This is a genomic window from Methylobacterium sp. ME121, assembly GCF_000974725.1.
Taxonomy (GTDB): Bacteria; Pseudomonadota; Alphaproteobacteria; order Rhizobiales; family Beijerinckiaceae; genus Methylobacterium; species Methylobacterium radiotolerans.
Window position 1 is genome coordinate 1 of the sequence record NZ_BBUX01000051.1, and the last position, 15,105, is coordinate 15,105.

A 15,105-nucleotide genomic window follows, 5' to 3' on the forward strand; every position below is an offset into this window, starting at 1 on the left:
CGGGCGCGCACGCCGGTCTCGGTCAGCACGCCGTCGCTGAAATCGGGATCGGAGGCGTAGACCGCGGTCGGGATCTGGAGCGCCCCGAAGAAGCCGAAGAGCGGCCGGAAGGCGTGCTCGACCACGAGGGCGTGGCGCGCGCCGCCGCCCGTGGCCACGATCGCCACCGGCTTTCCCGCGAGCGCGCCCGGATCGACCAGGTCGAACAGGTGCTTGAACAGGCCGGTATAGGCGCCCTTGTAGACCGGCGAGCCGACGACGAGCCCGTCCGCCTCCTCGATGGCCGCGAGCACGCTGCGCGCGGCCGGCGCGAGCTGGTCGCGGGTCCAGGCGGCACCGAGGCCGGTCCCGGCATCGACGAAGTCGAGGATCTGCGCGTCGAGGGGAGCCTGGGCGCTGGCCTCGCGGAGCACGGCATCCACCAGCGTGCGGGTCTTGGAGGGCCGCTGCACGTTGGCGCTCAGCCCGACGAGTCTCGGTCGTGTCATTCCGGATGCCTTGCTGTGAGACGGGATGACGGACCGCCCCGACTCCGAAGAGCGGAGGTTGCGCGGCCGGACATCCGAACAGGCCGCTAGAATTGATGGCCGCGACATCCGCCGTCAATGAAACGGCGTTCCCAATTCCCCGGTAAAGGAAAAAAGTTCTCCTCGAAAACGGGCGTGGAATATGGAACTTCATCTCGCCAGCCACGCAGGGCGGCGGAGAGATCTTGCGTCCTCGCGGCTCAGGCGCGCGGAAATCGGAGGTTCAGTCTCCCGATGTGCCTGAGGGGAGAAGTGTCTTCTCGAAACGGGAGCGGGCTTGGAACCGAATCGCCGAGCGCGCTCGCCGCAACGGCGCCGGATGCCGGCGCGGCCGGCGACCCTTCCGCGGTGTCATCCGGGCCGGCGTCAGCGTCGCCGTCGCCACGGTCGCCGCCACCGTCGCCGCGACCAACATCGGCGGCGCACCGGCGAGAGCCCTCATCGGCGGACGCGTTCCTACTTGCGGGCGAGGAGATGCTGCACGGTGCCGTCGTCGCCGTACTTGGTCCACATCTGCGCGCAGGCCTCCTCGGGACGCGCGCGGAACTGCGCCAGCTCCGCGTCGAGGTCGTGCTGCAGGGCGACCGAGCGCTTCTTCGTGAAGAAGTCCGCGTGATTCAGATGGTTCTCGCGCGAGAACTGACGGAAGCGCTCCGTGTCGATCCGGACGGCCGGACAGTGTCTCGCGGCCAGATCGGCCTCGATCCCCGGACGGAGCGCCGGCATGTCCTTCTGCAAGGCCGAGCGGCGGGCTTCGGCCCAGGTACCGAACACGGCCCAGGCCAGTGCGGCCGCCACGAGAGGAGCAAACTTATTCATCGCAAGACGTATCGCTGTGCTGCGACATCCCAAATCTCGCACCTGCGATAAGTTCGGTCAGGGCCGCGGAACGCAAGACACTTCTGTGTGAAAGCGCACGCCCCGCGACCGGCGCGGCGCCGGGTCCGGAACCCGGACGGCCTCAGTAGGCCGGGACGACGCGCGTCTCGGGCAGAGGCGCCCGCATGGTGAAGTGCAGCCCGGCCGGCTGGAAATCGAAGGCGATCTCCGCCTGGCACTGGACCTTCAGGACGCGCTGCAGCAGCGTCGAGCCGAAGCCCTTCCGCGTCGGCGCCGCCGTGGCCGGACCGCCCCGCTCGGTCCAGTCCAGGTGGAGCAGGCGGGCGGCGGGCGTCTGCTCGATATCCCAGCGGACCGCGATCCGGCCCTCCGGGACCGACAGCGCGCCGTGCTTGGCCGCGTTGGTCGTCAGCTCGTGGATGGCCATGCCGGTCGGGACCGCGAGGTCGCCCATCAGGTCGATCGCGGGGCCGTCGAGCTGGATGCGGGCGCCCTCGACGTCGTTGTAGGGGCCGAGCTCGTTCATCAGCATGTCGCGCAGGGGCGCCTGCTGCCAGTAATCCTCGGTCAGGAGATTGTGGGTCTTGGCCAGCGAGATCACCCGCGCCGAGAACGACGCGTAGAACGCGTCGACGCTGGTGGCGGAGCGGGCCGAGGCCCCGAGCAGCGCCTGCACGGTCGCCAGCGTGTTCTTTACCCGGTGATGCAGCTCGCGGATCAGGAGCGCCTGCCGCTCGGTCGTGCGCTCGCGCTCCTCGAGATAGGCCCGCGCCTCGAGCTGCCGGCGCTTGGCGCGATGGGCGGAGCGGGCCGCCATGACCAGCGTCGCCGGATGGAACGGGCGTTCCAGCACGCTGACGTTGCCGAGCATGTCGGTCAGCTGCGCGATGGGCTCGGCGCCCCGCAGCCGCAGGAGGATGAACGGGAAGTCGGACCAGGGCGGCTGCGCGGCGATCCAGTCCGCCAGGGCCTGGCGGTTCGAGGACAGCAGCGCCTCCTCGGTGAGCACCGCGCAGGCGGCCGTGTCGAGCCGGGAGACCACGTCCGCGAGGCTGGCGCACACCTGTATCGCGATCCCCGCCTCGCCGAGGATCGCCGCGGCGACGGCGGCGTCGCGGCCACCGGGCGTGAAGATGAGAACCGGCGGTTCAGCCTCGGTCATCAGCCGCGCGGGTCGGCAGGAGCGACGACCGCTCACCCTCGAATGTCGGAACGCCGGTCATGATACCTCGGAACGCGCTGAGCGGTTCGCCAACGCGGATCCCGCCGGAGTCGATCCGCAATTCGCGGATCGCGTCCTCGTGGCTGCCGGTGCGCTTCTTCACGACCGAGATCGCGCGCCGCAGCCGCCCCTCGGCCTCGAAGGTGCGGAACAGCAGGATCGTGTCGCTGAGGTAGGTGAGATCCACGTTCGTGCCCATCGCCCCGATCATCCCGTGCTGGGCCAGGACGAGGAGCGTGATGACGCCCTGCTGGTTCAGGTAGGTCAGCAGCTCGTGCATCTGCAGGAGCAGGTAATTCTCCTCCGGCATGGCGTTGTGATAGCCGGTCAGGGAGTCGATCACGACCGTCGTCACGCCCCGGTGCTCGACCGCGTTCTGGACGATGTCGGCGAGTTCACCGGGCGAGACCTCGGCCGGGTCGATCTGCTCGACGATGAGGGATCCGGCGGCGATCGCGTCGTCGATCGGCATGGCGAGGCCGCGGGCCCTGCGCGTGAGGACGCCGGTGGTCTCGTCGAAGCTGAGGATCAGCGCCCGCTCGCCGCGGGCGATCGCCGCGGTGACGCAGGTGAGCGCCACCGTGGACTTGCCGACGCCGGACGGGCCGATCAGCATCGTGCTGGTGCCCCGGTCGAGGCCGCCGCCGAGCAGCTTGTCCAGTTCGGGGCTGCCGGTGCCGCACTGGTCGTCGGAGGAGGTGCCGAGATGCTCGGCCGCGACGAGGCGCGGGAACACCGTGAGGCCGCCGCGCCGGATGACGTAGTCGTGGAACCCGCCCCGGAACGGCGTGCCGCGCATCTTGATCACGCGCAGGCGCCGGCGCTCGCCGCCGTACAGGGGCGCGAGCTGCTCCAGCCGGATCACGGCATGGCTGAGGCTGTGCAGATTCAGGTCGTCCGTCTCGGCGGTGAGATCGTCGAGGAGCAGCGCCGTGGTGTTCTGGATGAGCAGGAAGCTGCGCAGGGCGTGGACCTGCCTGCGGTAGCGCAGCGATCCCTGCGAGAGCAGCCGAATCTCCGACAGGCTGTCGAACACCACGCGCTGCGGCTTGAGCCGCTCGATCTCGGCGATCGCCATGCGGACGGTCTCGCCGAGTTCCAGGTCCGACGAGTGGACCAGGCTCTGCTGCTGCCCGGGATCGAGGCTGAGTTCCGGCGCGACGAGCTCGCAGATCTCGATGCCGTCGAGGGACCAGCCGTGGCGCTCCGCGACGTTCAGGAGCTCGCGCCGGCTCTCCGAGAGCGTGATGTACAGGCAGCGCTCGCCCCGCCTCACGCCGTCGAGCAGGAACTGCATCGCCAGCGTCGTCTTGCCGGAGCCGGGCCGCCCCTCGATGAGGTGCGAGCGTTGGGACGCGTAGCCGCCGGCCAGGATGTGGTCGAGGCCGGTCACCCCGGTGGAGACCGGCGCCGCGTCGTGATCGGTCACTGCCATGTCCAGCTTCCTGCCGTCGTCCCACGGGCGGGCGGCCCGTCGACCGCCCGACGGAACGCGGAGCCCGGTCTCGTACACGAAGGCGCGCGCAGCGCGAAACGCCGCCGCGCGGCGGGCACGGCGATCCTGCCCGGCGGGCGCGCGAACCGGTGTGCCCGGGCCGCGCGGTCGCGGGACGGCCCCTCCCCCGGCCGGGTCCGGAGGCCCGGCGCCCGCAGGGAGCGGGCGCCGGGGTGTCGGGGCGTTACTGGCTGCCCGGGCCCTTCGCGAGGCCGGCCAGGGTGAACAGGTCCACCGACAGCTTCGCGCCGATCACGAAGGCGTCCGGGATCGGCTTCGGGCGGAACGGGAAGCGGGTCTGGTCCGGGTCGATCACGTATTGCAGGTTCGGCATCAGCCGCACCGCCGGGGTCAGCTGGATGCCGTAGCTCAGCTCCAGGATGGTCTGCAGGGACTCGACGTTCCGGGTGCCGAGCCCCAGCGACGCGCGCGCCGCCCGGATGTTGGCCGTGCCCAGCGGCGAGAGCTTCTCCATGGCGAGGACGAGGCCGAGGGTGTCGTAGGGCCGGCCCGGGAAGGTGCCGGTCAGGACGGCGCCGCCCTCCAGGAAGTAGTCCTGGGTCTGCCGGCCGCCGGTGCCGCCGATCGCGACGCCGAACACCGACAGGCCCTGGACGCCGTTCGGATCCGGCCGCCAGACCATCTGGTCGAAGCGGGCGTAGACCGCGGACCGTCCGAACCGGGTCAGCGGATCGAGGCCGCTGAAGACCTGCGCGCCGCCCCGCCGGTCGCGCACGGGATCCGCGTAGTCCGACCGGTCGAACACGGCGCCCAGGCTGTAGTTGCGCGGCAGCGGGTCGTTGCCGAAATTGGTCGTGTAGCCGACCTCGACCGGCACCAGGAATCCCGTGGCGCCGTTGGTCGATCAGTCGACGCCGTTCCGGGTCGGCAGCTGGTCGCGCGGGTTCACCTCGTAGATGCCGGCGTGCAGGAACACCGTGTCGGTGACCCAGGCCTTGGCGTGGCCACCCCAGGTGGCGATCGGCCAGTAGGTGAAGTTCGTCAGCTTGAAGATGGACTTGGGCGCGCCGCAGGTCGCGTTGTTCTGGAAGTTGCAGTAGAGCGGCGAGGCCAGGAAGTTGGGGTTGGCGAGCAGGCGGCCGACCTCGATGTCGAGGCGGTTGTCGAGCAGCTTCTGCTCGTAGGACAGCAGCGTCAGGTGGGCGGTCTGGCCGCCGCCGTAGATCTCCTGCACGCTGCCGTTGAAGCCGATATCGTCCTGCGCCAGGCTCCGGCCGTGGCGCTGGGTGACGATCGTGTGCACCGAGCCGCCGTCGATGCCGGCGAGGCGGCCGAGATCGGCGTCGAGGCCGAACGCGATCTGGCCCGCGTAGGCCGATCCCTGCCGGATCCCGCCGGACGGGTTGGCGGCGAACTCGCCCGTGTAGTTCAGGATCATGCTGATCCCGTTGCCGAGATCGAGGGTGCCCGGCGGCAGGCTGGGCGGCGTCGCGCTGCTGCCCTGCACGTCGAGGCTGGCCGCGGCGCTGCTGGCGCCCGAGAAGCTCCGCGCCTCCCGGATGACCCGCCGCCGGGCGCGGTTCGCCCGATATCTCGCCTTCTGCGCCGGGCTCGCCTCCGGCCCCGGATTCACCAGGGACGGTCCCCCGTCCGGGGCGGTCGCCTCGACCTGCGCGACCGCCGGGCCCGCCGTGACCGCCGCGGCGCAGAACGCGAGCGCGGCCCATCGCCGATGCTGTCCCCTATGCTTTCCCATGTGTGACTCCCCCTTAACCGCGCGGCCTTGCCTGGCTCTGTCGCGTTCGTGTCCCGCAGGGGCCCTCCCGGGCAGTCCGTGTCCGGTCAGTCCGTGAAGGCCTCCACCGTGCGGCGCTCGCCGCGCATGAAGGCGTCGGCGGCGTGGATCAGCGGATTCAGGTCGACGTCGCTGGCGCCGGAGCGGACCAGGGCGGCGAAGCGGTCGTAGAGGCCGCGGTACTCCGCCTCGGGCGGGAGCGGCCGGTCGCGGCCGGCGATCGACAGGGCGGCCCCGCCCCGCGACAGGACCAGGGGGCCGTCGTCGGTCTCGACGCGGATGTCCCAGGTCTGCGGCCCGGTCTGGCGCCAGTCGAACCGGGCGCGGATCGGGGTGCCGGCGGCGTCCGCGAAGTGCAGGTCGGCGGCGATCGGCGCCTGCCGGTTCGCCGGCACCGACAGGGTCGCGCCGGTGAGGAAGAACGGCGGCAGGATGTGGGTGGCGATCGACAGGGCGTTGATCCCCGGATCGAACACTCCCATCCCGCCCGCGTCCCAGATCCAGTCCTGGCCCGGGTGCCAGTGCCGGACATCCTCCAGCCAGGCGATCGCCACCGACCGGATCCTGCGGCCCGACAGCCAGCGGCGGGCGGGCTCCACCCCCGGCGCGTAGCGGGAGTGCCAGCTCGCGAACAGGCTCACGCCCCGGTCCCGCGCGGCCGCGACCAGGAGCCCGACCTCGGCCAGCGTCGCGCCGGGGGGCTTCTCGAGGAAGACGTGGCGGCCCGCCGCGATCCCCGCCAGGGCCGCCGCGAACCGCGCCTGCGGCGGCTGGCACAGGGCGACGGCGTCGAGGTCGCCGTGCGCCGCCAGCATCGCCTCCAGCGTGGCGTAGCTCGGCACCCCGTCGAGGCCGCCGTGCGGGCTCGCCACCGCCACGAGCGCGTAGTCCGGCGAGGCGGCGAGGACCGGCAGGTGCTGGTCGCGGGCGATCTTGCCGACGCCCACGAGGCCGATGCGGATCGGGGACGCCATCTCAGAGCACCCGCACGGACGGTGCGCCCGCCGGCGCGATCGCCAGCGGGTTGCGCAGGGGCAGCGTGAACGGCGCCGCCGCGATCTCGAAGACGTCGCCCGGCCGGGTCGCGACGCCGTCGCTGAACGACAGGGTCGCGGTCCCGAAGAAGTGGACGTGCACGTCGCCGGGCCGCCGGAACGGCCCGTACTTGAAGTGGTGTTGCTCCAGGTTGGCGATGCTGTGGGACATGTTGGCCTCGCCGGAGAGGAACGGCTTCTCCCAGAGCACGGCGCCGTCGCGCAGGATGCGGCTGGTGCCGCGCACGTCCGGCGGCAGGGCGCCGAGCCACAGCTCCGGGCCGAGGGCGGCCGGGCGGAGCTTGGAATGGGCGAGCCAAAGGTAGTTGCCGCGCTCGGTCACGTGGTCCGAGAACTCGTTCGCCAGGGCGAAGCCGAGGCGCACCGGGGCTCCGTCGGCGTCGATCAGGTAGATCCCGGCGATCTCCGGCTCCTCGCCGCCGTCGCGCGCGAAGGCGGGCGAGACCAGCGGCTCCCCGGAGGCGACGAGGCCGGAGCCGTCGCCCTTGTAGAACCATTCGGGCTGCACGCCGGCCTCGCCCGGCGCCGGCTTGCCGCCCTCGATGCCCATCCGGAACATCCGCATCGAGTCGGTCGGGGCCGGGTCGGCGGCCGCCGCGCGGTGCATCGCGTCGCGGCCCTCCGCGGAGCCGAGATGCGTCAGGCCGGTGCCGCTCAGCAGCAGGTGGGCGGGGTCGGCGTGGTCGATCGGCGGCAGGAGCCGGACCGCGTCGAGATCGACGGGCGCGCCGAGCCCCGCCCGCTCCGCCGTCGCGGCCAGATCGTCCCCCGCCGCGAGGGCCCTCTGCGCCAGGGCGAGCACGCTGTCGCCGCCGAGCACCCGCCGCGCCCGGCCGTCGGCGAGCAGCGCGAGGCCCCGCTGCCCGTCGGCGGCGCGGAATTGTAGGAGTGATTGTCCCATCTGGTCCTCCCGGGGACGACCGCTCCGGGGCGTCCCGAACGCGCGGCCGTCGAGGGTCGCGCGGCGGCCTGTCAGCGGCCGGGTTGCGGGGCGAGAGCGCCATCGATCCGGCGCGCGAGGTGCCAGGGATCGTCCGGGCGCAGGGGCGGCGGCGGCAGCGCGTCGGGCAGGTCCCGGTAGCAGACCGGCCGCAGGAACCGCTCGATCGCCAGCGGTCCGACCGCGCTGCTACGGCCGTCCGAGGTCGCCCGGAACGGGCCGCCATGCCCCATCGCGGGGGCGACCTCCACGCCGGTCGGCCAGCCGTTCGCCAGGACCCGGCCGACCCTTCGGGCCGACCGGACCGGATCCGCCAACAGGTGCAGCTGCTCGACCGTGCCGGCGCGCTCGTCCTCGGGCCGCGCGCGCGGCAGGCCCGTCTCGCCCATCGCCCGCGCGACGAGCGGCGCGGCGAGTTCGGCGATGCCGTCGGCGACAGCCTCGAGACAGCGCGCGCGTGTTGCTAGGGGCCTCTCGGAGGCGTGCGGCGATGCCGCCGCCAGCGCGCAGGCGGCCTCGACCTCCGCCGGGCCGGCGGCCGAGAAGGCCGGCTCCAGGGCCGCGCCGGTAGCGGGACCGACGGCCCGGAAGACCTGTACCGTGGCCACGTCGGCGGCGCCGATGAGGACGCTGCCGCGGATCGTGGCGGACCCTGGCGGTTCACTACTCATACAATTAAGCTAGGGCAGTTCGCCTCCGCCCGCAAGCGCGACCGCGATCCCGGTGCGGCGGGCGCTCCCCTTTCCGCTCCTACAACTTCAGGATACGATCGCGCCGTTCCTGCCCCGATCCGGTGGCCCGGACCGGAGGTGGACGAGGTGAGGCAGGAGCGCGGCCCGGAGAACATCACGCTGCCCCTCGCCACGGGGACGCGCCGCATCCACGGCTCGGTCGCCCGCGATCTCGGTGTGGCGATCCTGGGCGGCCGCTACGCGCCCGGGGACGTGCTGCCCGGGGAGATCGAATTCTCTGAGAAATTGAACGTCTCGCGCACCGCCTATCGCGAGGCGATCCGCATCCTGAGCGCCAAGGGGCTCGTCGAGAGCCGCCCGCGCACCGGCACCCGCGTCAGCCAGCGCAGCCGCTGGAACCTGCTCGATCCCGACATCCTCGCCTGGGCCTTCGAGTCGGAGCCGAGCGAGTCCTTCATCCGCGACCTGTTCGAGCTGCGGATGATCGTCGAGCCGGCCGCGGCCGCGCTCGCGGCCGAGCGGCGCTCGGGCCTCGACATCGCCCGGATGGGCCACGCCCTGGAGGAGATGGGTCGCCACGGCCTCGCCACCGAGGCCGGGCGGGCCGCCGACCAGGCCTTCCACAACACGATCCTGGAAGCGGCCCGCAACGGGGCGCTGATGGCCCTGTCGAGCTCCATCGCCGCCGCGGTCACGTGGACGACGATCTTCAAGCACCGCCGCCAGGGCCTGCCCCGGGACCCGATGCCGGATCACCGCGCCCTCTACGACGCGATCGTGGCGGGCGACCCGGACGCCGCCCGCGCGACCATGACCGAGCTGGTCCGCCTCGCCCTCGCCGACACGGAGCTGGCGATGCGGCCCTGACGGTGCCGGCGGCGGGGTGCCGCCGGCCCGGACAGCGGCCGAGTGGCCTCAGGGGCCTCAGCGGCCTCAGTGGTTGTCGCGCGGCACGCCCCGCGTCTGCGCGATGCGCTGGAACGCCTCGGCGCCCTCCAGGATGGCCCCGGTGTGCATCTGCCCCACCGCGGCGCGCTGCATCGCCTGCCAGGGCGTCTGCGACGCCGGATAGGCGTAGCCGCCCGCCGCCTCCAGGGCCTCGCGCCGGCGCGCGATCTCGTCGGCGTCGACCAGCATGTCGGCGGTGCCGCGGCGCAGGTCGATCCGCACCCGGTCGCCGGTGCGCAGGAGCGCGAGGCCGCCGCCGGCCGCCGCCTCGGGCGAGGCGTTGAGGATCGACGGCGACCCGGAGGTGCCGGACTGGCGCCCGTCGCCGAGGCAGGGCAGCGCGTGCACGCCGGCCCGGATCAGCTGCGCGGGCGGGCGCATGTTCACCACCTCGGCAGCCCCCGGGTAGCCCACGGGCCCGGCCCCGCGCATGACCAGGAGGGTCTCCTCGGTGATGCCGAGGCTCGGGTCGTCGATCCGGGCGTGGTAATCCTCCGGCCCGTCGAACACCACGACGGGACCCTCGAAGGCGTCCGGATCCTCCGGGTTCGACAGGTAGCGGCTGCGGAACTCCGCGCCGATGACGCTGGTCTTCATGACCGCGGCGTCGAACAGGTTGCCGCGCAGGACCAGGAAGCCCGCCGCCTCCTTGAGCGGCCGGTCGATCGGCCGGATCACGTCCTCGTCCTCGATCGCGGCGCCCCGGCAATTGTCGCCGAGGGTGCGCCCGTTCACCGTCAGCGCGCCCTCGCGGATCAGGCCGCGGCGCATGAGCTGCGCCACGACCGCGGGCAAGCTGCCGGCGCGGTAGTAATCCTCGCCGAGATAGGCGCCCGCCGGCTGCAGGTTGACGAGGAGCGGCACGTCGAGCCCGTGGGTCTGCCAGTCCGCGATGTCGAGCTCGACTCCCATGTGCCGGGCGATCGCCGCGAGGTGGATCGGCGCGTTGGTCGAGCCGCCGATCGCGGAATTGACCGCGATGGCGTTGAGGAAGGCGTCGCGGGTCAGGATGTCGGAGGGCTTCAGGTCCTCGGCCACCATGGCGACGATGCGCTTGCCGGTCAGGTAGGCGGCCTCCTGCCGGTCGCGGTAGGGCGCCGGGATCGCCGCCGAGCCGGGCAGCATCATGCCGAGCGCCTCGGCGAGCGTGTTCATCGTGGTGGCGGTGCCCATCGTGTTGCAGAAGCCGGTCGAGGGCGCCGACGAGGTCACCAGCTTGATGAAGCCGTCGTGGTCGATCTCGCCGGCCGCCAGCATCTCGCGGGCCTTCCAGACGATCGTGCCCGAGCCCGTGCGCTGGCCCTTGAACCAGCCGTTGAGCATCGGCCCCACCGACAGGGCGATGGCCGGGATGTTCACGGTGGCGGCCGCCATCAGGCAGGCCGGGGTGGTCTTGTCGCAGCCCGTGGTCAGCACGACCCCGTCGAGGGGGTAGCCGTAGAGCAGCTCCACGAGGCCCAGATAGGCGAGGTTGCGGTCGAGGCCCGCGGTCGGCCGCTTGCCGGTCTCCTGGATCGGGTGGACGGGGAATTCGAGGACGATCCCGCCCGCCTCGCGGATGCCCTCGCGGATCCGCTCCGCGAGGACGAGGTGATGGCGATTGCACGGGGACAGGTCCGAGCCGGTCTGGGCGATGCCGATGATCGGCTTGCCCGAGCGCAGCTCCTCCAGGCTGAGGCCGAAGTTCAGGTAGCGCTCCAGGTAGAGCGCCGTCATGTCGATATTGTCGGGGTTGTCGAACCACGCGCGCGAGCGCAGGGGCCGTGCAGTCGGTCGGTCGGTCATTTCTGGGTCCGGTGGGCGGGGCTGGTCGAGAAGCGGTAGGTGATGACGTTCCGGTAGGTCTTGCCGGGATCGAGCCGCGCCGAGCCGAAGGCCGGCCGGTTCGGCGTGTCGGGGAACAGCTCCGGCTCCAGCGCCAGGGCGTCCGACTGGCGGTAGGCGAGGCCGGATTTACCGACCGCGGTCGCGTTGAGGAAGTTGCCGGCGTAGAACTGGAGGCCGGGCTGGTTGCTCGCCACGTCGAGGACGCGGCCCGACTCCGGATCCTCGACCCGCGCCACGGGGTGCGGCTCGGCCGTGGGCGCGTCGGTCACGACCCAGTTGTGGTCGTAGCCGCGCCCGCGCACGATCTGCACGTCCCGCCCGTCGCGGATCCGCGCGCCGATCACCGCGGGCTCGCGGAAGTCGAAGGGCGTGCCGGCCACCGGCAGGATCTCCCCGGTCGGGATCAGGGTGGCGTCGACCGGCGTGAAGCGCTCCGCCGGGATCGTCAGGGTCTGGTCGAGGATGGAGCGGCCCGAGCCCTCGCCCGCGAGGTTGAAGAAGCTGTGGTTGGTCAGGTTGACGATCGTCGGCTTGTCGGTGGTCGCCTCGTAGGTGACCGTGAGCGTGTTCGTGTCGTCCAGCGCGTAGGTGGCGGTCGCCGTCAGCGTGCCGGGATAGCCCTCCTCGCCGTCCGGACTGACGTAGCGCAGGGTGACCGAGGGGGCCGCGCCGCCCTTGACCGCGGTGATCGTCCAGAGCCGCTTGTCGAAGCCGGCCGCGCCGCCGTGCAGGGCGTTCGGGCCGTCGTTGGTGGCCAGGGTGTAGGCTTGGCCGTCGAGGGTGAAGCGCCCGGCGCGGATGCGGTTGGCGTAGCGCCCGACGCTCGCGCCGAAATAGCTGCCCCTGGTCAGGTAGGAGGCGAGGTCGTTGTAGCCGAGCACCACGTCCGCGGCCTTGCCGGACCGGTCCGGCACGTCGAGGCTCCGCAGGAGCGCCCCCCAGGACAGGATCCGCGCCGTGAGGCCCTTGCCGTTCGTCAGCGTCACCTCCTCGACCGTCCGGCCGTCCGGCAGCGTGCCGAACACCGTCCGGGTCGGCTCGGCCGCCCGGGCCGGTGCCGGCGTCAGGCCCGGCAGGGCCGCACAGGCGCACAGCGCCAGGGATCCCACTCCACGCATCGCGTTCTCCCCCTCGTGACTCCGCCCGCCGCGCCGGTCCTGCGCCGGCCCGCGGCGGGGCTCGCGGTTGACGTCCGCGAACCCGCTATATACTCAGACAAATAAAAGGGACAACACGGGACCCCGACAAGGCGGCCCGGAAGGCAGAGGACAACGCCCGATGGCAGGACCGATCCCGACCGCTGGGACCGCGGCGCCCCGGACGGGGGCGGAGGCCGCGCGCGACCGGGGCGGCTACCGCCCGGCCCTGTCGCTGCTGGCGAGCCTGTTCTTCATGTGGGGCTTCATCACGGTCATCAACAACACGCTGCTGCCGCACCTGCGCAGCGTGTTCGACCTCGATTACACGCAGACCACGCTGATCGAGTCCGTCTGGTTCATCGCCTACTTCGTCGCCTCGATCCCGGCGGCCAAGCTGATCGAGCGGGTCGGCTACCAGCGCGCCCTGGTGGCGGGGCTGGGCATCATGGCGCTGGGCACGCTCGGCATGATCCTGGCCGCCCACCGAGTCTCCTACGCGATCACGCTCACGGCCCTGTTCGTGATCGCCAGCGGCATCACCCTGCTGCAGGTCGCCGCGAACCCCTACGTGGCGGTGGTCGGCCCGGCCGAGAGCGCCCCGGCGCGGCTCAACCTCGTGCAGGCGTTCAACTCCCTCGGGACGACCCTGGCGCCGCTGTTCGGCGGCTACCTGATCCTCGGCCGCTCCGCCTCGGGCAACGCCGCCGCCGAGGCCAGCCTGACCCCGGCCGAGCGCCTGGCCGACGCGCAGTCGGTGCAGCTGCCCTACCTGATCGTGGCGGTGATCCTCGTCGTCCTCGCCGTGGTCATCGCCCGCTTCCCCCTGCCCGCCATAGGCGGGTCCGGCGGGTCCGGCGGGTCCGGCGGTGCCGGCGGCGCCGCGGCCCGGGCCGCCAAGGCCGAGCGCGCCGGGCTGTCGCTCTGGCGCCACCGCAACCTCGTGCTCGGCGTGCCGGCGATCTTCATCTATCTGATCGCCGAGATCGGGGTGTCGAACCTGTTCATCAACTTCGTGTCGCAGCCCGAGATCGGCGCCCTGACCCACGCCCAGGCCTCGCGCTACCTGTTCCTGCTCTGGGGCGGCATGATGGTCGGCCGCTTCGTCGGCAGCTACCTGATGCAGCGGCGCCCGGCCGAGACCGTCCTGGCCGGCGCGGCGATCGGCGCCTGCGCGGTGATGCTGGTGGCGACCTTCGCGACCGGCCACCTCGCCCTGTGGGCGCTGATCTCGGTCGGCCTGTTCCACGCGATCATGTTCCCGACGATCTTCACCCTGGGCATCCGCGGCCTCGGCCCCCTCACCGAGGAGGGGGCCGGACTGCTGATCATGGCGATCGCGGGCGGGTCGCTGGTGGTGGTGCAGGGCTGGGCGGCGGACCGGTTCGGGCTGCAGCGCTCCTTCCTGATCACCGCCGCCTGCGAGCTCTACGTCCTGTTCTACGCGCTCCGGGGCAGCCGCACCGGCGCCGCGGCGCCGCGCCCGGCGGGCGCCTGAGCGTCCGCCGGAAGGGGGAGGGCACGGCCATGGACCCGCGGATCCGCATCCTCGCTCGGTCCCGGCGCGACCGGCTCGGCGAGGGCCCGGTCTGGGTTCCGGAGCGGGGCGTGCTGTTCTGGGTCGATATCGAGGCGCCGGCCCTGAACTGGCTCGACCTCGCCGACGGCGCGACCGGCACGCGCCCGTTCCCCGAACCGCTCGGCTGGATCATCCCCCGCGCCGGCCGGCGCGACTTCATCGTCGGGCTGAAGAGCGGCTTCGCGACCTACGACCTGGAGGCCGGTCGCCTCGTGCCGATCGGCGACCCCGAGCCCGACGACCCGGACAACCGCCTGAACGACGCCAAGGTCGACGGCGCCGGACGGATCTGGGCCGGGAGCATGCACCAGGCCGAGACCGCGGTGTCGGGCTCCCTGCACCGGCTCGATCCGGACCTGACGTGGCGGCGGATGGACACCAGCTACGGCGTCGCCAACGGGCCGACCTTCAGCCGCGACGGCCGGATCCTCTATCACAGCGACAGCGCCGCCCGGACGGTCTACGCCTTCGACCTCGCCGCCGACGGCGCGCTGACGGGCAAGCGGCCCTTCCTGCGCTTCCCCGACGCCTGGGGCTGGCCCGACGGCATGACCACGGATGCCGAGGGCTGCCTGTGGATCGCCCACTGGGGCGGCGGCCGGCTCAGCCGCTTCGATCCCGAGGGGCGCCTCGTGCGCGCGATCCCCCTGCCCGCCCCCAACATCACCAGCTGCGCCTTCGCGGGCCCCGGCCTCGACCGGCTGTTCGTCACCTCGGCGGCGCGGGGGGCCGAGCACGTGCCGGAGGCCGGCGCGCTGTTCGAGCTCGACGTCGGCGTCGCCGGCCTGCCGCCCCGCGCCTTCGCGGGCTGACGGACCCCGCACCTAGGACAACGATCCCCTGCGGCGATCTTCCCCCGCCCCCGCCGGACCGGTTCCCTGGCGGCCGGGGAGCGGGAAGCCGGGGCCTGCGCGTGGCAACGGGCCCCGCGGATCCCGCGACGGGACCGCCGCGCCATGTGCCCGTACGGTGCCGGGGAGGCCCCGCCAGTACAGCCAGCGCGGGTTTGCTGGCGAAATAGGGCGCTGATCGTCGCCTCCGGGGCCGCGCATACTGGCGGCGGTCGCGGATCGACTGCCGCCCGATGA

General features: G+C 72.6%; 11 protein-coding genes and 2 pseudogenes. 3 read left to right on the forward strand and 10 right to left on the reverse strand.

The window, feature by feature from the left end; genetic code table 11:
• The 8 genes and pseudogenes from ME121_RS23745 to ME121_RS34160 form a co-directional block, all read right to left on the reverse strand.
• Positions 1 to 488, reverse strand: a 488-nt coding sequence (locus ME121_RS23745) for an NAD(P)H-dependent oxidoreductase (RefSeq protein ID WP_059409733.1), incomplete at its 3' end; no start/stop codon positions are given.
• A gap of 495 nt (positions 489 to 983) precedes the next feature.
• On the reverse strand, positions 984 to 1,346 hold the full coding sequence (locus ME121_RS23750) for a hypothetical protein (protein ID WP_059409711.1): 363 nt from the start codon (positions 1,344 to 1,346) through the stop codon (positions 984 to 986).
• Between the two features lie 142 nt (positions 1,347 to 1,488).
• A complete protein-coding gene (locus ME121_RS23755) occupies positions 1,489 to 2,529 on the reverse strand; it encodes a sensor histidine kinase (RefSeq protein WP_059409712.1) in 1,041 nt (346 codons plus the stop codon).
• A complete protein-coding gene (locus ME121_RS23760) occupies positions 2,516 to 4,024 on the reverse strand; it encodes an ATPase domain-containing protein (protein WP_059409713.1) in 1,509 nt (502 codons plus the stop codon). Before ME121_RS23760 ends, ME121_RS23755 begins: the two co-directional genes overlap by 14 nt.
• Before the next feature lie 244 nt (positions 4,025 to 4,268).
• Positions 4,269 to 5,801: pseudogene (locus ME121_RS23765) on the reverse strand (carbohydrate porin).
• Positions 5,802 to 5,887: 86 nt separating this feature from the next.
• Entirely contained in the window at positions 5,888 to 6,814 is a 927-nt protein-coding gene (locus tag ME121_RS23770; RefSeq protein WP_053621415.1) for a Gfo/Idh/MocA family protein, read from the reverse strand.
• Between the two features lies 1 nt (position 6,815).
• The gene (araD1, locus tag ME121_RS23775) at positions 6,816 to 7,796 is read right to left on the reverse strand and encodes an AraD1 family protein (protein WP_059409714.1); all 981 of its coding nucleotides are present in this window, start codon (positions 7,794 to 7,796) and stop codon (positions 6,816 to 6,818) included.
• A gap of 71 nt (positions 7,797 to 7,867) precedes the next feature.
• A pseudogene (locus tag ME121_RS34160) lies at positions 7,868 to 8,125 on the reverse strand (aldehyde dehydrogenase (NADP(+))); the annotation flags it as partial.
• Positions 8,126 to 8,644: 519 nt separating this feature from the next.
• Here ME121_RS34160 and ME121_RS23785 point away from each other — a divergent pair.
• Positions 8,645 to 9,394 (forward strand): FadR/GntR family transcriptional regulator, encoded by a 750-nt coding sequence (locus ME121_RS23785; RefSeq protein WP_244633069.1) that lies wholly within the window; start codon positions 8,645 to 8,647, stop codon positions 9,392 to 9,394.
• A gap of 66 nt (positions 9,395 to 9,460) precedes the next feature.
• Here ME121_RS23785 and ME121_RS23790 read toward each other — a convergent pair whose 3' ends face one another.
• Positions 9,461 to 11,260 (reverse strand): IlvD/Edd family dehydratase, encoded by a 1,800-nt coding sequence (locus tag ME121_RS23790; protein WP_012318313.1) that lies wholly within the window; start codon positions 11,258 to 11,260, stop codon positions 9,461 to 9,463.
• Entirely contained in the window at positions 11,257 to 12,420 is a 1,164-nt protein-coding gene (locus tag ME121_RS23795) for an aldose epimerase family protein (protein ID WP_012318312.1), read from the reverse strand. The genes ME121_RS23790 and ME121_RS23795 overlap by 4 nt, the downstream gene beginning before the upstream one ends.
• A 160-nt stretch (positions 12,421 to 12,580) precedes the next feature.
• Here ME121_RS23795 and ME121_RS23800 point away from each other — a divergent pair, with 160 nt between their 5' ends.
• Positions 12,581 to 13,936 carry a sugar MFS transporter gene (locus ME121_RS23800; RefSeq protein ID WP_059409716.1) on the forward strand — a complete coding sequence of 452 codons (1,356 nt, stop codon included), beginning with the start codon at positions 12,581 to 12,583 and terminating at the stop codon, positions 13,934 to 13,936.
• 29 nt (positions 13,937 to 13,965) lie between these two features.
• Positions 13,966 to 14,829, forward strand: a complete 864-nt coding sequence (locus ME121_RS23805) for an SMP-30/gluconolactonase/LRE family protein (RefSeq protein WP_059409717.1) — start codon at positions 13,966 to 13,968, stop codon at positions 14,827 to 14,829.
• Positions 14,830 to 15,105: the final 276 nt, after the last annotated feature.